The organism is Enterococcus sp. RTP21361st1_A6_RTP21361_211029, assembly GCF_040910045.1.
GTDB lineage: Bacteria > Bacillota > Bacilli > Lactobacillales > Enterococcaceae > Enterococcus_D > Enterococcus_D gallinarum.
This window is the reverse complement of record NZ_JBDGBK010000035.1, coordinates 1-22,947: the sequence shown is the minus strand read 5'-3', so window position 1 is coordinate 22,947 and position 22,947 is coordinate 1. Positions and strand designations below refer to the sequence as shown.

Sequence of the window (22,947 nt, the reverse complement as noted above, 5' to 3'; positions counted from 1 at the left end):
CCTCCAATTTATATATGTATTTTTAATCAATCGCTTTTCTTATTTTCTTACCCACTTCTAATTCTTCACCGCTAAAAAAAGAAAGAATGTTGTTTGTTCGATCAATTTTCCTGATTTGTCCTGTATTGATAATGTAGGATTTAAACACTTTATAATAAGCGGGTAGGTCCAATTGCTTGATGACTTTCAAGGACATCTCAATGTATTCGATCGACTTCTTTTGGTGAAGAACGATTTGGTTGCGCTCTTCTTTGACCGTTGTGATATAGTTGATTGATTCTGCATCCATAACGATCAATTCTCGTTTGTTTTCAAGCTTTAATAAGTGCTTTTTGCCTAATAGTGATTGCTTTATTTCTATTGCTTCAATTAATAAGTTTCTTAGTTGGTGTTTAAACGCTTCTTTTGTATCAATGATCCCTAATGGGCACAGGAGGTTCATTTTTTTCATCTGTATCTTTGAAGCATCTATTCCATAAAAAGCTATTTGACATTTTTTACATTGGCTTCTCAATCTTCCTGCTAATTGAAAACCTCGATCATATCCTTTCATATCAGTGGAAAATAAGAATAAATCATTGATATCGGTAAGGTGTTCATTAATAAAACGCTCAAATTGGTCCGGCAGGAAAATTTCTACTGAAGCACACGGAAGTTGGCATTCTTGGATCGCTTTTTTTAGCCACTCTCCATTAAAAAAATTATCATCTACTACATAAACAGCAAAGTTGCTTAAATTTGCAGACATCTAAGTTCTCCTTTTTTACATCATTTTTAATTGTATTATTAATCAAAAATGCCCGCTTGCACTTTCAAGCGCATTAAAAGAACCTTTGTGCAAAAAATCAGCTGTATTTAAGAACAATATAACTATTCACTTAGTTAGTAGTAGTGGATATTCAGCAAGAATTGTTTCCGTAGATTTTAGAATGGTACTCTAGCGTGGGCGGCTTAACTGCTTAGACTATTCGTTTTAGTGAATAGCTATTAGTCAAAAAAGTGGTGCGATGATACTGCTCGTATTCCCATCGATCCCCTTCATAAAATACTACTTCTATCAATATTTATCACTGCGAAACAATAACAAATGAAACTAATAGACACGAGTATTTTCACAGATTTTTCTACTCAATTTAACATGACACAGCTAGATGAACATGACAAAAAATGGTTATTTCGAAGAAATAATTGGCGGATTTGTCTTTCTTTTATAAAAAATTACAAAAAAAGATGTTTTGCTTTTCTTATTATTACAGTTTGTTTGTTCACATTGTTCTTTAATATTAAACAACAAAAACATCCACACGTTCTTTCAACATAGCTAGCTATGTATCAGAAACGTGTGGATGTTTTATTTTGTATATTTTTCGATATGGTGTTCAGTCACAATCATATTGATCACTGACATAATCAAAGCAACCAGAATCGCTGCACCAAATGAGGAAAAGCCAAAGTTAGCAGCTCCTACAAAAGTTGAAGTCAAATTCAGCATTAAAGCATTGATGACAAAACTGAAAAGCCCAAATGTCAACAGCGTTAATGGAAATGAGATGATACTCAAGATTGGTTTGATCAACGCATTTAAAATAGAGAGAACAAAGCTGGCTACTAATGCCATCATGATGCTACGTACATGGACCATGTTTGGCAGCAATACTGCCAGAGCAACAAAGGTGAGTGTATTCATTATCAGTCGTTGAAAGTAGGACATTAGAAGTCACTCCAGTCCTCATCCTCGACTTTATCTGCTTCTTTGCGCGGACGATTTGTTTCTTTGTTGTTCGCTTTGTAGTACTGATTGTCGTGTCCATATCCACCAGAGCTTTTGCGTCCAGAAGGGATCAAGATCGCCATGATGACATAAAGGGTGATCCCAGGGAAACCAGCTGTCACTAATGATAGAAAGACATAGATCACACGGATGATCGTTGGATCGATTCCTAAGTATTCTGCTAAACCTCCCAGAGTACCTGTAATCACTACATTATTGGTTGATTTCGTTAATCGTTTGTTCATTTACCTTCACCTTCCTTCTGACAATCTATCTATAGATCTGATGGAATCAGATTATTGTTCTGTGTCTTTGATAAAGACATTCCCAGTCGTTGTTGAAAGATCGACTTGTGCTACTTTATCAGCTACGCGGCGGAATTGCAATAATTGGTTCATACGTTCTTTTTTCTCACGCACGATTTCAAAATTGCTCAGCCGTTGATTGATACTTCCTAAGCTGGTTTTTGCCAAGCCTTCAAATCCAACTGATTGTGGTAATGCTACTTTGACATTTCCGTTGACTGAGCTAGCATTTAATTTTTGTAGTCGGTCTTCTTTGTAAGTGATTCGGATATTACCGTTCACTAGAGAAATTCCAGTATTTTGTGGTGTCGCGGTAAGAGTAACATCCCCATTGACAGTTTCAATGATAGCATCAAGGATATCTCCATCTTGAACCAAGATATTTCCATTGACACCTTCAATCTCCAACATCGTAGCATCTACTTTGCGGAAATCGATCGTACCGTTGGTTGATTTCGTATAAACATCTCTTGCCACCAATTCGTCAAATGTTACATTCCCGTTCAACAATTTCACTGCAACATGATCATAGGTACGTGTCGGCAGATAGAAAACCAGATCAGCGCGGATACGCTTGTTTGGAATTTGGAATGAAATGCGTTCATCGTCGACATCAATTTGGCTTCGTGCATCAAAAGCATCGAAAGGTGTTGCAGCATCCATTTTACCATAGAGTTTGATTTTAGCATCCACTTTCACACCCGGTTGATCCCACAAGCGGAATTCAACATTTCCGTTTGCTAGTTTCACATCGATCAATGTTGCTTCTGTTTCAGCATATTCAAAGGTATGTTCAAATTTCGTTGCTGCTACTCCTGGAACTTTCAGATTGATATCTTTCCATTCCATGTTGTCATTCACTGATTCTGAAACAGCACGAACTGTTTTTTTCAAGAATTGTCCAAATTGAGTACCTGCATCAACCATTTTTTCACTGACTTGAGTAAATGTATCAGAGGCTTGTTCTTTCCAGTCATCTGGAATATCAAGTTTTTGGCTGATTTTTTCTTTTGTTTGTGACCATTGGTCTTTGCGAATATTTTTCAACTTCGCATCCAATGTCGCTTTTTCTTCGCTCAAACTATCTAATGAATCTTCTAGAGAAGCGATTGTCGCTTCCGTCTCTTGCCGTGTTGCAAGTTCTTCTTCAGATAATTGATCCAATTCCTCTTTTGTGTTCAATTGCATGAGGACTTCTTGTGCTTCTTTCAGTTCCTCTTTTACACCTTGAATTTCTACATTGATCTCATCTAATTCAGCAGAAGCTTGGTTTGCCTCAGTTGCCAATCCGTCCAAGATTTTTTCAAGATTTTCTTTATCTTGTGCTTCATTTTGACGAAGTTTTTCTTCACCATCAAAAGAAGCTTCTTCTTTCTCGTGGGCTTCTTCAACTTCTTCAAAAAAGTCATTATTTGTCTTATCAGCGGATACTTCAGCTGCAGTTTTGTTGATTTGATTCTCGTCTTTGGCTTTTGCCATTCCTTCCAGCAAATCCAATGCTTCTTCTGTAGAAAGCACACCTTTTTTCACTAAATCCAATACACGTTCTCTTTCGTTCATGGAAATTGCCTCCTTCAGCAAATTTTTGTTTGCAAGTTTAGCTTACGAACCTATTATGCCTGTTTTTCCGCAAACTGTCATAGGTCTTAAGTACCAAGTTTTTATCAATCCGAAGTTCTTTCAATAAAAGAGTAATTGTTCTGCTTGAAATCAGAGAAGATGATTCTTTGTGAAAGGAAAACTTGTGCTTATCAGCTTTATCTAAAAAACTACAAAAAAACTGTACTACAGAAGAACCGAATAGCGCAAGAATAACCTCACACGTTTTCCAATAGTTTATCCATGATCCCAGATCAATGATACGCTATTTTTCATCTCTCTTCTTACAGTACAGTCCGTACAATAATAATATACATTCATGTGAAAGCTGATGAGCTAAATCTATATTTTGAACAAAGATATGCTCACTACATCAGCTCAGAACGATTACTATTTAACTCACTGATCTTACCAGTAGCCAAATAAACGATCCATTCGCAAATATTTGTGACATAATCACCAATCCGCTCGAGATATTGGGCCACAGAAAGATAATCCGTACCACTGACAACTGTCTCAGGATTGGCTTTCATGCTATCGATCGTTTTATAATAGATATCTCGATAGTAATCATTTACCCGCTCATCCATTTGTGCAATCATCCGGGCATCTTCTTGGTCCGTTTTTACATAAGCGACCAAAACATTGTCCACCATTTTTTTGACATAGTCAGACATATCGGAAATTTCTTTCTCAATCTCTGCAATTCGGGTCTCGCCTTTAACACGAATCGTTGACTTTGCGATAGATACCGCGTGATCTCCCATTCGTTCCAAATCGGAACTAGCTTTCATCACAGTGATGATCATTCGCAAATCAGTCGTTACAGGTTGTTGCAAGGCAATCATTTCGAAACTTTTCTTCTCAAGTCGAACTTCCATATTGTTGATTGCTTCATCGTTTTCTATTACTTCTTGAGCGATCTCTTTATCATGCTTCACATAAGCACGAACAGATTTATGGATCGCACTACTTACAAGCATCCCCATTTCATAAAATTGATTGTGAAGATTCAGTAATTCTTCTTCAAATTGTGTACGCAACATTGCTTTTTCCTCCTAACCAAATCTTCCTGAAATATAGTCTTCTGTTTCTTTCTCCCTCGGACTCAAGAATACTTTCTTGGTATCATTGAATTCGATCAAGTTGCCATCTAAGAAGAAGGCTGTTTTGTCAGAGATTCTTGAAGCTTGAGACATGTTATGAGTCACAATGATCATTGTGTATCGTTCTTTTAGTGTCAAAAGGGTATTTTCGATTTTACCTGATGAAATAGGATCCAACGCACTGGTTGGTTCATCTAATAAAATGATTTCCGGATCGACAGCCAATACTCGGGCAATACAAACCCGCTGTTGCTGGCCGCCAGACAAAGAAAGCGCACTTTGATGAAGCTTATATTTGACATCATCCCATACTGAGGCAGCTTTCAAGCTTTCTTCCACGGTTTTATCGAGAATCTCTTTGTCTTTGACACCCTTTAATTTTAACCCATAAATAACGTTTTCGTAAATCGAAAAGGGAAATGGATTCGGTTGTTGGAAAACCATACCGATTTCTTTCCGTAAATCTACTGTATCTTGTTGCGGACTGTAGATGTCTTTTCCTTTATATACGACACTCCCTGTGATCGTGACACCAGGAATCAAATCATTCATCCGATTCAACGAACGAAGATAAGTCGACTTGCCGCAGCCGGAAGGACCGATCATTGCAGTAATTTCTCCTTTATTGATGGAAAGATCGATTCCTTTTAGTGCTTCTTTTTTTCCATAATATAAATGCAGATCTTTTGATGTGATAATTTCTTCTGCCATTTCTTAGCCTCCGTTTACTGATCGGATCAGATTAGCCAAAGTGACCTGATACATAATCTTCTGTTGCTTGGATTTTAGGACGCGTGAATATTTTTCGTGTGTGATCATATTCAATTGCATTTCCCAAGTAAAAGAACGCGGTATAGTCACTGATCCGTGCAGCTTGCTGCATGTTGTGCGTCACGATAATAATCGAATAATCTTGCTTTAAGTTGACCAATGTTTCTTCAACCGTTCCGGTAGAGATTGGATCTAGCGCACTCGCTGGTTCATCCAAAAGTAAAATATCCGGCTTCATAGCGATGGCACGAGCAATACACAGACGTTGTTGTTGCCCCCCGGACAATGCTAAAGCACTTTTATCCAGGCTGTCTTTGACTTGATCCCACAGAGCGGCTTGTTTCAAACTTGTTTCAACGATCTCGTCTAATTTCTTCTTGTTCTTTTCACCATGACGACGCAAAGCAAATGCGATATTGTCATAAATTGATTTACTGAAAGGATTTGGACGTTGAAAAACCATGCCAATCCGTTTGCGCATTTCATAGACATCGACTTCTTTCGTATTGACATCGACACCCTTGTACATAATTTGACCCGTTACTTTCGTATTCGCAATACCATCGTTCATGCGATTCAATGAACGAAGATAGGTCGATTTCCCACAACCAGAAGGTCCAATCAATGCGGTAATTTTGTTTTTTTCAAATTGCAGATCGATTCCTTTGATCGCTTCATTCGTTCCATACCATACGTGCAGATCATTTGTATAAAGAGCGACGTCTTCTGGTCGATCAAAGGTAATGATATTGCGTTCTTCCCAATTATAATCATTCATACAGTGATTCTCCTTATGCTGACGTCATTTTCTTATACAATCGTTTACCGATTGCACGAGCGCCAAAGTTAAACAATAGAACAGCGATGATCAGGACAGCTGAAGCGCCAGCTGAAACTTGGATTCCATCAGGCATCGTTCCTTCTGTATTGATTTTCCAAATATGGACAGCCAATGTTTCCGCTTGTCGGAAAATGCTGATCGGGCTGGAAACACTCAGCGGGTTCCAATTTGAAAAGTCTAACGCTGGCGCACTCTGACCTGCGGTGTAAATCAATGCTGCGGCTTCCCCGAAAATACGTCCTGAACTTAGGATCACACCAGTCAATATCCCTGGTGTTGCTTCAGGAACGATGATTCGCATGACTGTTTCCCAGCGTGACAATCCAAGCGACAACCCAGCTTCACGCTGTGTATAGTGGATGGCTTGCAATGATTCTTCTACATTTCTTGTTAGTAATGGTAAATTGAAAAACGTTAGTGCTAGGGCTCCTGAAATAATCGAGAATCCGTAACCGAATTGGATAACGAAGACTAAAAAACCAAAAAGACCGACTACAACTGAAGGCAACGAACTAAGAATCTCAATCGATGTTCTCACTACATCTGTAAACCAATTCTTTTTCGCATATTCGGATAAATAGATCCCGGCACCTAATGAAATCGGGAAACTAATGATCATTGTAACCAATAAAAGATACAATGAGTTGAATAACTGAATCCCAATCCCACCACCTTCTTGATAAGCTTTGGAAGGTGAGGTCAAAAATTCCCAACTGATATGAGGAATCCCTCGTACTAAGATATAAAGCAATAAAGAAGCCAAAATCAAAACAATGATTCCTGCTACAGCATAAAGCACACCAGTCGCAATTTTATCTGAGCGTTTTGCATTCATTATTTCAACGCTCCTTTCTTACCAATCAATCGAATCACAATATTGAACAATAAAGACATTAATAATAAGATCAGCGCTAATGACCATAGCACGTTATTTTCAACAGTCCCCATGATCGTATTTCCGATTCCCATCGTTAGAATCGATGTCAATGTTGAAGCAGGTGTCACCAAGCTAGACGGCATCAATGCCGCATTCCCGATCACCATTTGGATGGCCAATGCTTCACCAAATGCCCGAGCCATTCCAAAGACGACTGCTGTTAAAATCCCTGGAACTGCTGCCCGCAAAACAACTTTGTAAATCGTTTGCCATCTTGTTGCTCCAAGAGCAAGTGAGGCTTCGCGATAGTGTCTTGGGACTGCTCGCAACGCATCGACAGTCATTGTCGTCACAGTTGGCAAGATCATGATAAACAGAACAAATGTCCCTGCCAGAATCCCAAAACCAGTACCGCCAAAAACAGAACGGACCGCTGGAACAATCACGGATAGTCCGATAAATCCGTAAACAACGGATGGGATCCCCACTAGTAACTCGATAACTGGCTGCAAAATCTTTTCACCGTTGCGAGGGGAAACTTCTACCATAAAGACAGCTGCACCAATCGCAAATGGTGTTGCGATAATCGCTGATAAGAAAGTTACCACAAATGAGCCGACGATCATCGGCAATGCGCCGACAAGCGGCTGTCCATCTGGACCAACAGCACTAGGGTTCCATTGTGTACCAAACAAGAAATCAAACACATTTACTTTATCAACGAAAAACGTGGCAAGCCCACGACTTGCTACAAAATAAAAAATTGAGATCACAACCAAAACGATCAATGCGATACAAAGAAAACTAATGAGCTTTCCCCGCTGCTCCATTTTTGCTCGCTTAGATTTTTTCGTTAACACTTCTTTTACATTTTCCACGAGGGATTCCTCCTCAAAAATCAAACTAAATTCACAAATATTAGTTTATCGCTCGAACATCAATTTCTGTTAAACCTTTTGTAAATTTTTCGGCAACATTGTAAATTTTGTGTAAAGGTTACTTGATGACATTTCCTTCCCAATCACGTTCAACTTGCATTCTTGAAATAGGAATATAACCAAGATCCCCAACAATGTGCTCTTGAACTTCATCCGAAAGGATATACTCTAGGAATTCTGCTGTCAGTGCTGTAGGTTCTCCCTTCGTATACATGTGTTCATACGCCCAGACTTTCCAGTCATTTGTCGTCACATTTTCGTCTGTCGGTGCTACGCCATCAATAGAAAGAACATTGACATCATCCGTCACATAAGAGAATGCAACGTAACTGATAGCTCCCGGCGTATCCGAAACAATCGAACGGACCATTCCACTTGAATCTTGTTCTTGCGATGGGATTGCTGTTTCTCCATCCATGATCCATTTTTCGAAGGTTCCTCTTGTTCCGCTTCCTGCCGCACGGTTCAATAGAACGATTTTTTGATCATTCCCCCCTACTTCTTTCCAGTTGGTAATTTCGCCTAGAAAAATCTTTCGTAAATTTTCTGTAGAGATATCAGATACACCGACATTTTTATTTACAATAGGAGTGATTCCTACTACAGCTACTTTATGATCCACAAGTGCTTTAGCATCGATACCAGACTTTTCTTCTGCAAACAGATCTGAGTTGCCGATATCTACAGCACCTGCTTGAACTTGGCTCAATCCTGTACCACTACCGCCACCTTGAACATTAATAAATCTGCCTGGGTTTTCATTTTGGAATTCTTCTGCCACAGTCTCTACTAACGGCTGTAATGCGGATGAGCCGACAGCGGTGATCGATTCCCCTTGATCGATCCATTTTGCACATCCTGATAATAGAATGACCAAGCCTAAAACTGGTCCCAAAAATTTCAATTTTTTCATGATAACGCTCCTTGTTCTCTCCAAAGTTAAATACAATTATTTCCATTTTACCATTTTATGGAATTGTTGAAAATTATTATTTGCTAATATTTCTCACTCCTGACAAAAATTTACTCCATTTCCTACAATCACTTACAGAAAATAACTAAAAGTAAAAAAGTAAAAATTTTTTTCAATTAGTAAAAAGAAGTATATTGTCAATTCTTACTGTGCTATACTGGATAAGAAAACAATTATTAAAAGAACATAATAACCTTTCTTGCTTCCCCAATCAAGAATAGCCCCAAATTATGTTCGACGTTTTCGTGATTTCATCAACATTTCCCCAAATGTATGTTGAATCAAAACGGCGGCAGAAGTGGTCATTTATGTACCAGCTTCTGCCGTCTTTTTTTGTCCAAAATAACGGATTATTGTGTTTTATCCAGGTTATCTAACCATTGTGTGAGTTTCTCAGCGATCTGTTGTTGTTGTTCCTCATTTGAAATCGAGGCAGCTCCGTCACCACGCTGTGAGCCGTAACTACCAAAACCAGCGTGATTGCCTCCTGAGATTGTTTCGAAAATAGCTGAATCCGGCAAATAGGTTTTTGCTGCTTGATAATTCCCTTGATTCAATACCTCGTCATTGCTAGCAGTGAGAGAAAGCACAGGCAAATTAGTCTCTGCTAAACTGCCTTTTTCATCTGGATAACTCGCTAAGAAAAAGACTCCCTTTAACCCATTCTTTTGACTAGCGGCATAACGGCTTGCAATCACGCCACCCAATGAATGCCCGCCAATCACATAGCCACTATGTGGAAATTCGTTTAAAATATTCTCTGCTCGATTTCCCCCAAGGACCGCCATATCAAAGGGCATCTTGACGATTGCAACCGAGTATCCTTTTTCAGACACCTCTTTTGCCCAAATACTGTAACTTTCTGCATCTACTAGTGCTCCCGGATAAAAAACAACGAGTGGTTTTTCAGGGTCTCCAGAGAAATAAAGCGCATCTCGTTTCTCTTGCCCTTTTGAAAGAGCTGCTTGAGCGGCTTCACTTGCCGGATAGTGTAATTTTTGCCAGCCCAACCATCCACCTGCACCGATCAGCAGTAGGCCGATCACTAGACCAAGTAGTATTTTTTGATATTTTTTCATTTTCCATCCTCCAAAATCAACAAAATGGAACCGCCTGAACCAAGCAGTCGCTTCTTAACTAGTTTGAAGGGAGCGGCACTTGCGTTCGCGTTTCCATTTTGTGGGTAACTTCTTTCAAGTATTTACTGATGAGCCAAGGCTAACAATTCACGCGCATGCTCTACTGTCAGTTCTGTGATTTCTGCTCCTGATAACATACGAGCAATCTCAGTCACTCGTTCTTCATAGGATAACTGACGAACTCGAGTCTCCGTCCGTCCTTCTTGGATCGCTTTTTCAATAAAATATTGATAATCAGCTACTGCGGCTACTTGCGGCAAATGAGTGATACACAATACTTGGGAATTCAACGCAATTTTTGAGATCTTTTCAGCAATTGCTTGCGCCACGCGGCCACTGACTCCGGTATCTACTTCGTCAAAAACAATACTCGTGATCCCTTGTTTCCGTGAAAAAATCGATTTCAATGCTAATAAGATACGAGACAGCTCACCCCCAGATGCTACCCGAACCAACGGCTTCATGCCTTCCCCAGGATTGGTCGTGAGATAAAAAGCCACACTATCAAATCCAGTAGCTGTCAACTGCTTGCCATTTGCAAAGCGAACTTCAAACTGTGCATGTTCCATATAGAGGTCGTTCAATTCTTGCACAATTTCTTTTTCTAATCGATGTGCGATTTCTCGCCGCTTGACATGGAGTTGTTCAGCAAGAGCCCAAACAGCATCGGCCTTAGCTGTCAATTGCTCTTCTAACTGTTCCAGCTGGCCTTCAGTATAGGCAGATTCAGAGATCTCCTTACTAATTTCTTCATAATAAGCTAGGATGACGGAGATGGACTCGCCGTATTTGCGCTTCAATTGACGAATCGTTTCCAGTCGGTTGATAACTTCTTCTAGACGTCCTTCATCAAGTTCAAGGTTATCTAATTGTCGTGAAATATCAGAAGCAGCATCCTGCAACAAATAATAAGCGCTCTGGATCGTTTCAGTGATTTTTTCATAGGCTTGATCTAAGTGGGCGATAGATTGGATCTCGGACAGTGCCACACTCACACCGTCGACACTGCTCATTTCTTCTGAAGAGAGCGCACCATAACTTTGCCCCAGTGCATCGACGATTTTCTGATAGTTGGTTAACTTCTCACGTTCTTCGATCAGATTTTCTTCTTCGCCCTCGATTAATTCAGCCTGTGCGATTTCTTCTTGTTGGAATCGCAGCATATCCATCCGTTGAACATATAATTGTTCATTTTCCTGAATATTGCGAACCTGTTTTTCTAAATTGCGGTATTCCTGATAGGCATCCTGATAGTGCAGCAGTTCTTCTTTGAAACCATCATCGCCAAACCCATCTACCAAACTAAGATGCCTTTCCGGCTGTAATAACTCTTGATGTTCGTTTTGTCCTTGAATATCAACTAAAAAAAGACCAATCTTTCGCAGATTTGCCAAGGTGACCGTACGTCCATTGACACGACAGATTGTTTTTCCTGCTTGTGTGATATCCCGTTGGACGATCAGCACATCTTCTTGATCAATGCCTAATTCTTCTGTCAGTTCTTGAAACTCAGACTGCTGCGGCCATTCAAAAAGGCCTTCCAGTCGGCATTTCTCTGCTCCTTGACGCAAGTAGTCAGTAGATCCGCGTCCGCCGGCTAACAAGCCCATCGCATCAATAATGATTGATTTCCCGGCACCTGTTTCACCTGTCAAAGCTGTCATTCCTTCATGAAAAGAAAGGTGTAAGTGGGAAATAATTGCGAAATTTTGAATGGTCAACTCTAAAAGCATTGATTGCCTCCTCTACATAAATCGTTGAAAATCTTTAAACAAAGTTTCTGCATCTGCTTCTGTTTTAGTGATCATCAATACATTGTCATCATCATTTAAGGTACCAAACAGTTCCTTTGCATATTGTTTATCGATCAAATTTGCCAAAGCGGAAGCATTTCCCGGCAATGTGCGTAAAATAACGAATTTATCCATTCGATCAACAGAAACAAAGGCAGCTTTCAAAATCTTTTCTAATTTGGCAATGACATCTTCTGACGTTTCTTGAGGAATGCTGTAGCGGTAGCCACCTTTTTGTGAAGGGACTTTGACTAGCTTCATTTCTTTGATATCGCGGGAAATTGTCGCTTGTGTGACCGACACCCCTTTTTCCTGAAGCAATTCGACAAATTCTTCCTGTTTTTGAATATCTTGCTCACTAAGCAATCGTGTTATCAAACGATGACGCTCTTTTTTTCTCATCTCTCGTTCCTCCTGATTGAATTCCTACTAATTTTATCCTATTTTTAGACAGAAAGAAAGAGAGCCGGCATGTAAAATACCAGCTCTGCAAAATCAGTAAGTTTTTGGATGATGAAAGGTTTCATGTGCTTCAGCAACGATCTGAGGGACAGAGATTTCGGCTTTCCTTGTGCCATCACCATTCTGCACTTTCTGTAGATGAACCAAAAATTCAATGTTGCCTTCACCGCCCGTGATCGGTGAAAAACTAAGATCAAGAATATTAAAGCCATTCGATTGGGCAAAGTCCAAGATTTCTTCGAGAACCCTTTGATGGACTGCAGGATCACGAACAATGCCGTTTTTTCCGACAGATGCTTTCCCTGCTTCGAATTGGGGCTTGATCAGCGCTATGACTTCTCCTTGGTCTACGAGAATTTCATGTAACGGCGGCAAGATCAACTTCAAAGAGATAAATGACACATCGATGGTTGCTCTTTCTGGTAATCCTTCTAAAAAATCAGTAGGTTTGGCATAACGAAAATTCACACGTTCCATCACGACTACTCGCGGATCTTGACGTAGTTTCCACGCCAACTGATTGTAGCCAACGTCTAAGGCATAACTCATTTTTGCCCCATTCTGCAGAGCTGCATCAGTAAAGCCGCCGGTAGACGCACCAATATCCAGCAGAATTTGGTCTTTCACCTCAAAGTCAAAAATTTTCAAAGCTTTTTCAAGTTTTAAGCCACCACGGGAGACATAAGGTAGCTTTTTGCCTTTGATTTGCAACTGTGTCTCCCCGCTGATTTTTTCACCTGGTTTGTCTAAACGTTCATTTTTCTCTGTGTAAACTAATCCAGCCATGACACCGCGCTTCGCTTGTTCTCTGGTTTCAAAAAGTCCTTGTTGGACCGCTAAAACATCTACTCGTTCTTTTTTCATTACTTTCCTCTAATCTCGAATTGTTTGACAACGGATGTGATCAATCGTTGATCGAAATGTCCATAACTGCTCAGTTCATCTAACACAGCATACGCTTGATTCAATTCATCCTTCAACGCTTCACTAGCGCCATCAAGTCCTAGCAAAGCCGGATAAGTACTTTTAGCTAGTGCATCATCTCGATGGACAATCTTGCCCAATACTTCTGTTGTACTGGTGACATCTAAAAGATCATCGCGGATTTGGAAGGCTAAGCCCATATGACGAGCAAATTGATCGAGCAGCTGGATAACTTCTTCTGTCTGATCCGCTAAAATACCACCTGCAATCACTGCAAAACGAATCAGTTCACCTGTTTTGCGTTCGTGAATGCTGATCAGCTCATCAAGTGTGAGTTGCTGATTTTCCCCTTGGATATCTGCTGCCTGTCCAGCCACCATTCCCGCTGTGCCTGCCGTATGACTAAGCTGCTGCAAAAGCAAAATTTTCTTATCTGGTTCAAGATCAGCTAACGATAACAACTGAAACGCAGCAGTCAATAGACCGTCCCCAGCAAGGATTGCTAGTGCTTCTCCATAGACTTTATGGTTTGTTGGTTTGCCTCGTCGCAAGGCGTCATCGTCCATCGCCGGCAAATCATCATGAATCAGTGAATAGGTATGAATCATCTCTAGGGCTGCTGCAGTCTGGTATACTCCCAAAGTCATTGACTTATGGAAAGAAGCAACGGTCGCTGTCAACAGCAGTGGACGAATTCGTTTACCGCCAGCATGAATGGAGTAGAGCATACTATCTTTCAACGTTTGATCACTTGTATGCTCTTCTAGAAATCGAACAATCACAGCTTCGATCTCCGAAAGATATTTTTCTTGAAATTGTTGCATGTTATCCATTAGTCTTCCTCATCAAAAAGAACTTCTTCATTGTTTTCAGTCATCATTTTTGTTAATGATTTTTCTGCTTTAGCCAATGTATCTTTGCACTGTTTGCTTAATACCATTCCCTTTTGAAAAGCGTCAAGAGCTTCTTCTAATGGTACATCGCCTTGTTCCAGCCGAGTAACGATTTGTTCTAATTCTTGTAATGATTCTTCAAATGTTGGATTTGCCATGATCTTCTCCTTCTGTTGCAATAACTTTAACAAGCGCTTGACCATCTTGATAATGGACGTTCAACTCATCACCAGCTTCAATATCTGCGATGGTTTTAACGACTTGCTCGTCTTTCGTCGTAAAACTGTAGCCTCGTCCCATGATTTTTAGAGGGCTCAAAAGATCTAACGATTGGAGAGCACTTAAAAATCGCTGTTCTTTTTTTTCAACGCTAAGTTGAATGGCTTTTTCTAGTCGTTGCGTTAAATAAGTAACTTCTTGTCCTGCAGCTGATAGCCGTGCCTTAGGTAGCTGTTGTTCCAAACGATGAATCAACTGACTGGCCACCTTCTCTTTATCATAGAGCTGTGTTTGCAACGATTGATTCATTCGTTGCTGCAACTGATCCAGCTTAATCGCTTGGGCCTCATATAAGCGCTCTGGTTGACGAAAAATATAAGAACCTACTGCCCGTTGGAAACGTTCTTGTTTCCGCTGGATTTGATACATAAATGCTTGTTCAAGCCTTGTTTGCTTCTCTTCGATCCGTAAAATTTCTTCTGAAAGAACTGGCACTGCTAATTCAGCAGCAGCAGTTGGTGTGGCTGCTCGTACATCAGCCACTAAATCAGCGATGGTGGTATCTGTCTCATGTCCCACAGAAGAAATGACTGGTGTCTCGGCAGCGAATATGGCACGTGCAACGCGTTCTTCATTAAATGGCCAGAGATCTTCGATAGAACCTCCGCCGCGGCCAATAATCATTGTATCGAAGGTGCCATCTGCTTCTACTCGTTGGATATTTTTTACTACATCATCTGCTGCCTTGTCTCCTTGGACTACGGTTGGAAACAAGACGATTTCGGCAATCGGATAGCGCCGCTGCGCAGTGGTGATAATATCCCGAATCACTGCGCCACTGGGGCTTGTAAGTACCGCGATTCGTTTTGGAAATCGTGGAAGGATTTTTTTGGGAGCTGAAAATAGCCCTTCTTCTGCTAATTTTTTCTTAAGTTGTTCGTAGGCTTGATACAACGCCCCCACTCCGTCAGGTTCCATGTGTTCAATGTACATCTGATAATTTCCGCTGGCCTCATAGAGTGAAATGCGGCCAACAGCCAACACTTTCATTCCTTCTTCCGGCTGAAATCGCAGCTTGTCAAAAGCTCCCTTGAACATGACTGTCGAAATTTTTGCGCCATCGTCTTTTAAGCTAAAATATTGATGGTTTGGCCGTCTGCGAAAATTGGAGATTTCTCCAGTCAAATAGACCCGTTCCAAGTAAGGATCAGCATCAAACTTGCGTTTCAAGTATTTGGTCAATGCGGTCACAGTTAAATATTGTTGTGCCATGTTATCTCTTTACAGTCTCCTTTGCCGCTGCTAAGGTTTGTGCCATCAGCATCGTGATCGTCATTGGTCCGACGCCTCGTGGAACTGGCGTGATATAGCTTGCGATAGGTTCAACTTCAGCAAATTTCACATCCCCAATCAATTTTCCTGCCTCATCACGATTCATTCCTACATCAATAACGACTGCTCCTTCTTTCACAAATTCTTTAGTTACAAAATGACCGCGTCCAATCGCAACCACTAAGATATCGGCTTGTCTAGCCAATGCTGGTAAATTCTGTGTTTTTGAATGTGCGATCGTGACGGTAGCATTTTTACCGAGAAGCAAATGTGCCATCGGTTTGCCTACGATATTGCTTCGGCCGATCACTAATGCATTTTTACCTTCAAGTGGAATATCATACGCTTCAAACATTTTCATAATACCGTAAGGGGTGCAAGGGATTCGATCGGGAACACCAGCAAACAATTTACCAAGGTTGATAGGATGGAAACCATCGACATCTTTTTCAGGTCGGATAGCTAGCAACACTTTCTCTTCATCGATTTGTTTTGGCAGTGGCAGCTGGACTAAGATACCATGAAAGTCTGGGTCCTGATTGTACTTGTCGATTTCACTAAGTAGTTCTTCTTCAGTTATCGACTCGGGATAATGTTCAACTTTAGATCGTATGCCGATTCTTGCCGCAGCCAGTTCTTTGTTTCGCACATACGTTTGACTTGCTTTATCTTCCCCTACCAGTAGAACAACTAAGCCGGGAACAATTCCTTGTTCTTTTAAAAGGGCGGTTTCTGCAGTAAGATCTGCTTGCATTTTTTCTGCTAATTCTTTTCCATTAATCAAAATACCCATCTTGACAACTCCTCTGACTTTTTTCTATTCTAGCATAGTTCGCTTTGAAGAAAAATGATTTCTGGTAGGAAAATCATCGTTTCCCATCTCTAGTATCATAGCATTTTCTCATTGCAACTGCTTAACCAAAGACTCACACAGAACAATAAAGGCAGCCTCTTTTGCAAAAGGACTGCCTAGTTTTCACTATTTATTTGTAGAAACCTAATCAATTCAAAACCCGCAGTTTTGATATAATGAGTCTGATTGATCAGCTATTCTTCACTCATTTTTCACAAGGTTTCTGAGAGTCATCGGTGCCGCAAAAGTGTGATAGTTTAATCCTGAGATTGAAGGATTTTGTAACACTGAGTTTTGATTTTGGCTGATAACGATCATACCGGCAGTTGTTTCCATCAGTTCTTTTTCGGCTGCAATCATCGTTTCCCATCGCTTGTTCTCATCAAGAGCATAGGTAGTGCTGGCATCATCCAATAAGCGGTCATAAAAAGGATTCGAGTAATGGCGATTGTTTCCGCTATACATCATCTTAAGTGTAGAATAAGGATCTTGGTAATCGGGAGTCCAATAAATTAGGAACAAATCATAGTCGCTTTCACTAGCAAGATTCAACGCTGTTTCGGCTGGCAGCGAGCGCATATTGACCTTCAAACCAGTAAAGAGGTCCTCCAAACTCCATTGGATACTCTCACCCATTTTTTTGTAGGAACCATCATCAGTCGTTAACAGATCAAGCTCGATTTCATCGCCTAATTCTGCTTTTGCCTGTTCCCAATAGGCTAGCGCTTTTTCTTTATCATAGGCCATCAAATCACCGGCTTCCTCACGAAAGTCCACGCCAGTATCAGGATTAGCGACAAAGCCTTCTGTGATCGCGCCATTCAAGGGTTTGGATCCATCTGCCATAATATTATTGACAAGATTCTCTTTATCAATGGCCAATGCGAGAGCTTTTCGTAAATTTTCATTTTGTAAAGGTGTCGGTTGTCCCTTTCTTTCTTGATTTAACCGGATATAATTCATCGTTGCCGAAGGATAAGAGGCAAATTGGTCACTTGACTGCATTTGTTTGGCGATCTCTCCACTGATGATTGCGACATCCAACTGTCCATCTTCATAAAGATTTAGCGCGGTTGCAGATTCTTTTACCACATCATAATGGATCTCTTCTGCCAGAATAGCTTCTTGATCCCAATAAGATTCATTCTTGGCTAAATCCCAATTCATCTCAGTTTGCTGCCAGTTTTTTACAACAAATGGTCCATTATAAACAATTTTGTCGCTGGCTGTCCCATATTCCTGTCCAAATTTTTCGACAACCGATTGATTTTGAGGAAAGAAAATCGGAAAAACCATCAAGGAAGTAAAATACGGAGCTGGTTGTGTAAGACGGACTTCTAATGTATAGTCATCCTTTGCTTCAACACCTAGCGTATCCGCCGACTGATCACCACGGGCAATTTCTTCCGCATTTTCGATCAATCCATTCATCAAGAAACTATACTGAAATGCATTTTCAGGATCAATCATCCGTTTCCAAGCATATTCAAAGTCATTCGCTGTCACCGGATCCCCATTGCTCCATTGTGCATTTTCGCGTAACCTAAAGCGATAAGTTTTGCCGTCAGACGAAATTTCCGGTAAATCAACTGCTACACCCGGCTGCACTTCATCCTTTTCATCCAATAGATATAAGCCTTCAAAAGTGGCTGTTTGAATAATTGCATCTGGGAAGTCCAACATGGCAGCCGGATCCAATGAAGTTAGCTCTGTCATAGACATTAGTCGAATCACTTGAGAGGCTGAATCTTCTTTCTGCTTTGTTGTTGTACCTGCTGTACATCCAGTCAAAAATATCATTGCTACTATCAACCCCAACAATCTGTTAAATCCTTTTCTCATTCTTTTCCTCCTTTTTTATCGTTCCACCAAAAACCACACAACCTCAGCCGTTTCTGTGCCATCATTGTAGTTGATATGCCCTTCTCCGGCTTCGATCCATTGACAGTCTCCCGGATTTCCAGTGAGATCTGTTCCGTCTTCTAAAACTGTATGAGCGCTTCCTTTGATCACATAGGAAAATTCATCTTGTGTGTGACGTGCAAATCCCTCTAATGGTCTTTTCTCACCTGGAGCTAACCGAACCACTCCCATTTGAACCTTTCCGTTGGTTTGATTCAATGAATCAAATATCGTTTCAAATTCTTTCCCATTATCCGCTGAAATAATTTTCATTTTTTCTGACTCCTTTCAATTATTACTTTCAATTAAATCGTCAGAATATTCTAAAGTCAATACTTTTATTCAAAATATCGCTTTTATTTTTATTTTTCAGCTGTTTTTTTGAAAAAATTACTTTTATTAACACTTCTCTCTGTAGAAAGATCCAGTTTTTCACCTCAACCAACTTAATAACAACTATGGCATTGTATCGCAAATAACCAAAAAACAGCCTCAGCTTTTAGCTGAGGCTGTTTTGATTAACTAGTCATTCTTACTTTCAATTTCACTGTTCACATTAGACAAAATACCATTCACAAATTTTCTTGATTGGTCATCACTGAATGTTTTGGCTAATTCAATGGCTTCATTTAACGCGACTCGATTAGGAACATTGTCAACATACACCATTTCATATAATGCAATTCGTAAAATCGTTACATCCATTTTTGATAATCGTTGGATCTTCCAACCGGATTTTAAATGGGACTGGATCACTTCATCCAACGCTTCTTTGTACTGACATACCCCTGCTACAAGTTGATCCAAATACGCTGGAACGAAGTGTTCCTGTTCTTCATCAATCAGCTCATGGTGTTCCAACTCAATTGCATGCATGATCGCATCTTGTTTCGTTAAATCTTTATTAAAATCTAAAGGAAATAAGGCTTGCAGAGCCATTTTCCGAATCTCGTGACGTGATAATTCTTTACTCATTTTCTTCCTCGTCGTTTCCGAATAATTCTTCAATATCAGGTTGCTCAATCTTTTCTGGTACTACAGCTACCACATGTACATTGACTTCCGCTAAGTGAACATCTGTCATGAACAATACTTGCTGTTTCACTCGATCTTGAATTTCCATTGCTACTTTAGGCACAGAAACGCCATAGCTTAGATAGCAATAAAGATCAACCTTGATCCCAGTTTCATCGATTGTCAAGTAGACCCCTTTGCCATGCGCGGAGCGTCCAAGCAATTCAGTCACACTATTGGCTAATGTCCCCCGCATCCCATAGACACCTTCCACTTTAGATGCTGCGATACCAATAATGATCTCGATGACTTCTGGTGCGATCACAATTTCGCCTAATTCAGGACTTGCGTCTAAGACTAGATTTTTATCTTCATTCATAAGTTTTGCCTCCATTCTAAACTTCCACACATTGTTATCTATCCCTTCACGATATGTTTCGTCTCAATAAGTCATGACTTGGATAGACAGTTTCATTTGTATAGAGGTTTCTTCTCGCCCTAAGTTTATCATTTTCTGCACTGAGAATCTATAATAACCCACTATTCTCAATGAATTTTCTGAAATAAACGAGGATGTTGATTTACAAGATGATCAATTCTTTAGGAGAATGCGTCAAAACTTGATTACCAGTTTCTGTGATCAACAAATCATCTTCGATTCGAACGCCGCCGATACCTGGAAGATAAATTCCCGGTTCGTCTGTAATGACGTTGCCCGTAACAAATGCTTTGTCTGCTCGGAAAGAGACGTTTGGTCCTTCATGGATCTCTAGACCGATTCCGTGACCCGTTGAATGTCCGAAAGCTTCTCCATAGCCGAATGAAGCAATATGATCACGTGCGATTGCATCTAATTCAATTCCTGTCATGCCCGGTTTGGCTGCAGCTAAAACTTTTTCTTGAGCTTCAAGGACGATTCGATAAATTTCTTTTAATTTGTCTCCGGGATCACCTACGGCGAACGTCCGAGTCATATCAGAAACATATCCTTGATAGTAGCAACCAAAATCCAGAGTGATCAAATCTCCTTGTTCAATTACTTTTTCACTAGCTACCCCATGGGGCATAGCTGAACGTAATCCACTGGCAACGATTGTATCAAAAGAAACGCTTGTAGCGCCCAAAGAACGCATGAAAAAGTCAAGTTGATTGGCTACTTCTATTTCTGACATTCCGGGACGGATCATTTTCAAAATATGTTCAAATCCTTGATCCGCAATATGGCAAGCTTGTTGGATCAACGCGATTTCTGACTCATCTTTGACTTCCCGCAATGCTTCGATCATACCTGAAACAGGAGCCAATGAAGATTCTTCAATAATCTCCTCCAAGACCGAATAATCAGAAAAGCTGACGTAACTTTCTTCGAAAGCCAAAACATTGATCTCTTCTTTTTCGCAAATAGCCGCAACTTCTTCAAAAATCGGTCCGCTATTTTTTACGATTTCAAATCCTTGTGCTTGAGCAGCCGCTTGCTCTGTATAACGAAAATCAGTAACGAAAAAAGCTTTTTCCAATGTAATGACAGCTAAACCAGTCGTGCCGGTAAAATTAGTCAAATAACGCAAATTGTATGGGCTCGTGATCAAAAAACCATCAACGGCATCTTTTCTCATTGCTTCTCTTAATTTTTCAACTCTTAACATTCTTTCTCCCCACTTTCTTGTTCTGTATTATTATAGCAAACTTCCCAGAAAAGCGAAAAGAATGAAAAAAATTTATACAAAAAAAGACAGATTGCTTTTAGACATTCTTTAATCCTCGTTAATCTGGTCTATCAAAGAAAACAAATTCGTCTCCATCACACGCGCCGTTAAAATGTTTTCACCGCTTTCAAGAAGGGTAATCAGTGCATCTACGGACATGCGTGCTGAAATTCCATAGGTTTGTACACCGTTTTTTTGAATGTAGGTCAACGCTGTTTCAATTTGTTCAACAGATAGAATATCACGCGCGTCATTCGATTCCAAGGCTAAAAAGTCTTTCTGGGTTAGTAAGTATTTCAACATCGATTCAAAATGCGCAGCGGATTGTTCTGTTTCTGAATAGTCTGATTGTTGTTTGCTAGTTGCTTCTGATAAATCCAGAAAAGGAAAGTCTTTTAAAAAACTCTCTTCAAGTGTCTTTTCTTCTGGGACTACACGAGAAAAACTATTGGAAAACCCAAGCGGCTGAAAATCTTGATTTCCAGTTGCCCCCCCTGTTCGAACAGCTGTCCAGAGAATTTCTCCTTTGGGTATTTGATACATCTGCCAGTCTCTCAATTCTTCCAAAGATAAGTCTTTCTCAAAAATTAATGTGGTGATCAATGAAGTGCTTTTGGGCAATTTTTTTAAATTGTTCAAAAGGTTCTGCTTCATTGTCTGATTCTCAGAGAATTCAAGACTCGATGAATCTCGCATACGTGATTCAAAAAGAAAATCTTTTTTTTGCGAATTAGAGAGATAATTCTTCAGCAAGTGATTTTTATCGATCGTTACTGTCTGAATCGTAGAATGATTCTGATCGAGATTTTGATAAACTTCTGTCACCTCATAACTGCCAAAACCTAATGAACGTATTTCATACTTCGATAGAAAATGATTTTGCGTCGTTAACTCGTTATTGATTTGACGATTCATGATGTAACTATCTTGATTTACTTGTAGACTACTTTGCCGAGGATCATAGAAAAAGAGGTCAACAAATTTTGGCATTACAAGTAAAACTGCAATTGTCAGTACAACAGCTGCAAAAAGAAAGAAAATCCCTCGTTTGTAACGTTGTTGTTTGATTTTCCTTTGCAATTGTTCAAAGTGAAATGGTTCATTCATTTGTTAATTCCTCCTTAAGTAATTGTCTTCCTCGATACAAACGATTCTTCGCTTGCGTGTAGCTCCATTCTTTATACGTTGCAATTTCCTCAATTCGCCACTCCAAAAAATAGTATAGTAAAATCACTTCTCGCGTATCTTTAGGTAATTTCTCAATACTGCGATACAATGCTCTTTTTCTCTCTTGTCCTATTATTTCTTCCAATGGGGTAGACAACTGTTGGCTTTCTGCTTGAAAAACGTGTGAAGGAAACTTTCGCCATCGATGTGCCACCGTTTGTTTACGCGTCCAGTCAATGAAGCGATTTTTGATTATTTTTAGTAAAAAATAGTTGATTTGCTTTTCGTTTAGCTCATCGAGAGATTCCGCTATGACGAGAAACGCCTCACTGACTAAATCTTGGGCCTGCTCTTTATTTTTT

Annotated in this window: 25 protein-coding genes; all 25 read right to left on the bottom strand. The window is 40.0% G+C overall.

From position 1 onward, the window contains the following. Nucleotides 1–22: 22 nt before the first annotated feature. Nucleotides 23–748, bottom strand: a complete 726-nt coding sequence (locus AB5Z52_RS08215) for a LytTR family transcriptional regulator DNA-binding domain-containing protein (RefSeq protein WP_003126227.1) — start codon at nucleotides 746–748, stop codon at nucleotides 23–25. A 603-nt stretch (nucleotides 749–1,351) separates the two neighbouring features. Then, nucleotides 1,352–1,711, bottom strand: a complete 360-nt coding sequence (locus tag AB5Z52_RS08210; protein ID WP_003126225.1) for a phage holin family protein — start codon at nucleotides 1,709–1,711, stop codon at nucleotides 1,352–1,354. Next, nucleotides 1,711–2,016 (bottom strand): PspC domain-containing protein, encoded by a 306-nt coding sequence (locus AB5Z52_RS08205; protein ID WP_003126224.1) that lies wholly within the window; start codon nucleotides 2,014–2,016, stop codon nucleotides 1,711–1,713. The genes AB5Z52_RS08210 and AB5Z52_RS08205 overlap by 1 nt, the downstream gene beginning before the upstream one ends. 51 nt (nucleotides 2,017–2,067) lie before the next feature. Then, a complete protein-coding gene (liaX, locus tag AB5Z52_RS08200) occupies nucleotides 2,068–3,636 on the bottom strand; it encodes a daptomycin-sensing surface protein LiaX (protein WP_368243207.1) in 1,569 nt (522 codons plus the stop codon). Nucleotides 3,637–4,043: 407 nt separating this feature from the next. Further along, entirely contained in the window at nucleotides 4,044–4,721 is a 678-nt protein-coding gene (gene phoU / locus AB5Z52_RS08195; protein ID WP_003126222.1) for a phosphate signaling complex protein PhoU, read from the bottom strand. 12 nt (nucleotides 4,722–4,733) lie between these two features. Further along, nucleotides 4,734–5,492 carry a phosphate ABC transporter ATP-binding protein PstB gene (gene pstB, locus AB5Z52_RS08190; RefSeq protein ID WP_368243204.1) on the bottom strand — a complete coding sequence of 253 codons (759 nt, stop codon included), beginning with the start codon at nucleotides 5,490–5,492 and terminating at the stop codon, nucleotides 4,734–4,736. Nucleotides 5,493–5,523: 31 nt separating this feature from the next. Beyond that, a complete protein-coding gene (gene pstB, locus AB5Z52_RS08185; RefSeq protein ID WP_003126219.1) occupies nucleotides 5,524–6,330 on the bottom strand; it encodes a phosphate ABC transporter ATP-binding protein PstB in 807 nt (268 codons plus the stop codon). A 13-nt stretch (nucleotides 6,331–6,343) separates the two neighbouring features. Further along, nucleotides 6,344–7,228 carry a phosphate ABC transporter permease PstA gene (gene pstA / locus AB5Z52_RS08180; RefSeq protein ID WP_003126218.1) on the bottom strand — a complete coding sequence of 295 codons (885 nt, stop codon included), beginning with the start codon at nucleotides 7,226–7,228 and terminating at the stop codon, nucleotides 6,344–6,346. After that, nucleotides 7,228–8,148 (bottom strand): phosphate ABC transporter permease subunit PstC, encoded by a 921-nt coding sequence (gene pstC, locus AB5Z52_RS08175; protein WP_003126217.1) that lies wholly within the window; start codon nucleotides 8,146–8,148, stop codon nucleotides 7,228–7,230. Before pstC ends, pstA begins: the two co-directional genes overlap by 1 nt. 118 nt (nucleotides 8,149–8,266) lie before the next feature. After that, nucleotides 8,267–9,121, bottom strand: a complete 855-nt coding sequence (locus AB5Z52_RS08170; RefSeq protein ID WP_003126216.1) for a phosphate ABC transporter substrate-binding protein PstS — start codon at nucleotides 9,119–9,121, stop codon at nucleotides 8,267–8,269. Nucleotides 9,122–9,531: 410 nt separating this feature from the next. Further along, nucleotides 9,532–10,260, bottom strand: a complete 729-nt coding sequence (locus AB5Z52_RS08165; protein WP_003126214.1) for an alpha/beta hydrolase — start codon at nucleotides 10,258–10,260, stop codon at nucleotides 9,532–9,534. Nucleotides 10,261–10,382: 122 nt separating this feature from the next. Then, the gene (gene recN / locus AB5Z52_RS08160; RefSeq protein ID WP_003126213.1) at nucleotides 10,383–12,053 is read right to left on the bottom strand and encodes a DNA repair protein RecN; all 1,671 of its coding nucleotides are present in this window, start codon (nucleotides 12,051–12,053) and stop codon (nucleotides 10,383–10,385) included. A gap of 12 nt (nucleotides 12,054–12,065) precedes the next feature. Then, complete coding sequence (argR, locus tag AB5Z52_RS08155) at nucleotides 12,066–12,515, bottom strand: arginine repressor (protein ID WP_003126212.1); 450 nt, start codon at nucleotides 12,513–12,515, stop codon at nucleotides 12,066–12,068. 93 nt (nucleotides 12,516–12,608) lie between these two features. Then, nucleotides 12,609–13,439 carry a TlyA family RNA methyltransferase gene (locus tag AB5Z52_RS08150; RefSeq protein WP_003126211.1) on the bottom strand — a complete coding sequence of 277 codons (831 nt, stop codon included), beginning with the start codon at nucleotides 13,437–13,439 and terminating at the stop codon, nucleotides 12,609–12,611. Beyond that, a complete protein-coding gene (locus AB5Z52_RS08145) occupies nucleotides 13,439–14,323 on the bottom strand; it encodes a polyprenyl synthetase family protein (RefSeq protein WP_003126210.1) in 885 nt (294 codons plus the stop codon). The genes AB5Z52_RS08150 and AB5Z52_RS08145 overlap by 1 nt, the downstream gene beginning before the upstream one ends. A gap of 8 nt (nucleotides 14,324–14,331) precedes the next feature. Then, nucleotides 14,332–14,550, bottom strand: coding sequence for an exodeoxyribonuclease VII small subunit (locus tag AB5Z52_RS08140; protein WP_003126209.1), 219 nt, complete (start codon nucleotides 14,548–14,550; stop codon nucleotides 14,332–14,334). Then, nucleotides 14,531–15,883 carry an exodeoxyribonuclease VII large subunit gene (gene xseA / locus AB5Z52_RS08135; protein WP_003126207.1) on the bottom strand — a complete coding sequence of 451 codons (1,353 nt, stop codon included), beginning with the start codon at nucleotides 15,881–15,883 and terminating at the stop codon, nucleotides 14,531–14,533. The genes AB5Z52_RS08140 and xseA overlap by 20 nt, the downstream gene beginning before the upstream one ends. A 1-nt stretch (nucleotide 15,884) precedes the next feature. Further along, entirely contained in the window at nucleotides 15,885–16,736 is an 852-nt protein-coding gene (locus AB5Z52_RS08130; RefSeq protein ID WP_005471160.1) for a bifunctional methylenetetrahydrofolate dehydrogenase/methenyltetrahydrofolate cyclohydrolase, read from the bottom strand. 261 nt (nucleotides 16,737–16,997) lie between these two features. Then, nucleotides 16,998–18,638: a peptide ABC transporter substrate-binding protein gene (locus AB5Z52_RS08125; RefSeq protein ID WP_003126205.1), complete on the bottom strand. Its 1,641-nt coding sequence runs from the start codon at nucleotides 18,636–18,638 to the stop codon at nucleotides 16,998–17,000. Between the two features lie 15 nt (nucleotides 18,639–18,653). Further along, a complete protein-coding gene (locus AB5Z52_RS08120) occupies nucleotides 18,654–18,971 on the bottom strand; it encodes a cupin domain-containing protein (protein ID WP_005471157.1) in 318 nt (105 codons plus the stop codon). Between the two features lie 249 nt (nucleotides 18,972–19,220). Then, the gene (gene nusB, locus AB5Z52_RS08115; RefSeq protein ID WP_003126203.1) at nucleotides 19,221–19,673 is read right to left on the bottom strand and encodes a transcription antitermination factor NusB; all 453 of its coding nucleotides are present in this window, start codon (nucleotides 19,671–19,673) and stop codon (nucleotides 19,221–19,223) included. After that, nucleotides 19,666–20,091: an Asp23/Gls24 family envelope stress response protein gene (locus AB5Z52_RS08110; protein ID WP_003126202.1), complete on the bottom strand. Its 426-nt coding sequence runs from the start codon at nucleotides 20,089–20,091 to the stop codon at nucleotides 19,666–19,668. Before AB5Z52_RS08110 ends, nusB begins: the two co-directional genes overlap by 8 nt. Before the next feature lie 202 nt (nucleotides 20,092–20,293). Next, the gene (locus AB5Z52_RS08105) at nucleotides 20,294–21,358 is read right to left on the bottom strand and encodes a Xaa-Pro peptidase family protein (protein ID WP_003126201.1); all 1,065 of its coding nucleotides are present in this window, start codon (nucleotides 21,356–21,358) and stop codon (nucleotides 20,294–20,296) included. A 108-nt stretch (nucleotides 21,359–21,466) separates the two neighbouring features. After that, nucleotides 21,467–22,525: an anti sigma factor C-terminal domain-containing protein gene (locus AB5Z52_RS08100; protein ID WP_003126200.1), complete on the bottom strand. Its 1,059-nt coding sequence runs from the start codon at nucleotides 22,523–22,525 to the stop codon at nucleotides 21,467–21,469. Next, on the bottom strand, nucleotides 22,518–22,947 hold a 430-nt coding region (locus AB5Z52_RS08095; RefSeq protein ID WP_368266876.1), incomplete at its 5' end, for an RNA polymerase sigma factor. The genes AB5Z52_RS08095 and AB5Z52_RS08100, both read right to left, overlap by 8 nt.

Excerpts from the sequence above, each read along its gene's own strand:
- AB5Z52_RS08215 (WP_003126227.1), bottom strand. The coding sequence starts at position 748 with ATGTCTGCAAATTTAAGCAACTTTGCTGTTTATGTAGTAGATGATAAT.
- AB5Z52_RS08210 (WP_003126225.1), bottom strand. The coding sequence starts at position 1,711 with ATGTCCTACTTTCAACGACTGATAATGAATACACTCACCTTTGTTGCT.
- AB5Z52_RS08205 (WP_003126224.1), bottom strand. The coding sequence starts at position 2,016 with ATGAACAAACGATTAACGAAATCAACCAATAATGTAGTGATTACAGGT.
- liaX (WP_368243207.1), bottom strand. The coding sequence starts at position 3,636 with ATGAACGAAAGAGAACGTGTATTGGATTTAGTGAAAAAAGGTGTGCTT.
- phoU (WP_003126222.1), bottom strand. The coding sequence starts at position 4,721 with ATGTTGCGTACACAATTTGAAGAAGAATTACTGAATCTTCACAATCAA.
- pstB (WP_368243204.1), bottom strand. The coding sequence starts at position 5,492 with ATGGCAGAAGAAATTATCACATCAAAAGATCTGCATTTATATTATGGA.
- pstB (WP_003126219.1), bottom strand. The coding sequence starts at position 6,330 with ATGAATGATTATAATTGGGAAGAACGCAATATCATTACCTTTGATCGA.
- pstA (WP_003126218.1), bottom strand. The coding sequence starts at position 7,228 with ATGAATGCAAAACGCTCAGATAAAATTGCGACTGGTGTGCTTTATGCT.
- AB5Z52_RS08170 (WP_003126216.1), bottom strand. The coding sequence starts at position 9,121 with ATGAAAAAATTGAAATTTTTGGGACCAGTTTTAGGCTTGGTCATTCTA.
- AB5Z52_RS08165 (WP_003126214.1), bottom strand. The coding sequence starts at position 10,260 with ATGAAAAAATATCAAAAAATACTACTTGGTCTAGTGATCGGCCTACTG.
- recN (WP_003126213.1), bottom strand. The coding sequence starts at position 12,053 with ATGCTTTTAGAGTTGACCATTCAAAATTTCGCAATTATTTCCCACTTA.
- argR (WP_003126212.1), bottom strand. The coding sequence starts at position 12,515 with ATGAGAAAAAAAGAGCGTCATCGTTTGATAACACGATTGCTTAGTGAG.
- AB5Z52_RS08150 (WP_003126211.1), bottom strand. The coding sequence starts at position 13,439 with ATGAAAAAAGAACGAGTAGATGTTTTAGCGGTCCAACAAGGACTTTTT.
- AB5Z52_RS08145 (WP_003126210.1), bottom strand. The coding sequence starts at position 14,323 with ATGCAACAATTTCAAGAAAAATATCTTTCGGAGATCGAAGCTGTGATT.
- AB5Z52_RS08140 (WP_003126209.1), bottom strand. The coding sequence starts at position 14,550 with ATGGCAAATCCAACATTTGAAGAATCATTACAAGAATTAGAACAAATC.
- xseA (WP_003126207.1), bottom strand. The coding sequence starts at position 15,883 with ATGGCACAACAATATTTAACTGTGACCGCATTGACCAAATACTTGAAA.
- AB5Z52_RS08130 (WP_005471160.1), bottom strand. The coding sequence starts at position 16,736 with ATGGGTATTTTGATTAATGGAAAAGAATTAGCAGAAAAAATGCAAGCA.
- AB5Z52_RS08125 (WP_003126205.1), bottom strand. The coding sequence starts at position 18,638 with ATGAGAAAAGGATTTAACAGATTGTTGGGGTTGATAGTAGCAATGATA.
- AB5Z52_RS08120 (WP_005471157.1), bottom strand. The coding sequence starts at position 18,971 with ATGAAAATTATTTCAGCGGATAATGGGAAAGAATTTGAAACGATATTT.
- nusB (WP_003126203.1), bottom strand. The coding sequence starts at position 19,673 with ATGAGTAAAGAATTATCACGTCACGAGATTCGGAAAATGGCTCTGCAA.
- AB5Z52_RS08110 (WP_003126202.1), bottom strand. The coding sequence starts at position 20,091 with ATGAATGAAGATAAAAATCTAGTCTTAGACGCAAGTCCTGAATTAGGC.
- AB5Z52_RS08105 (WP_003126201.1), bottom strand. The coding sequence starts at position 21,358 with ATGTTAAGAGTTGAAAAATTAAGAGAAGCAATGAGAAAAGATGCCGTT.
- AB5Z52_RS08100 (WP_003126200.1), bottom strand. The coding sequence starts at position 22,525 with ATGAATGAACCATTTCACTTTGAACAATTGCAAAGGAAAATCAAACAA.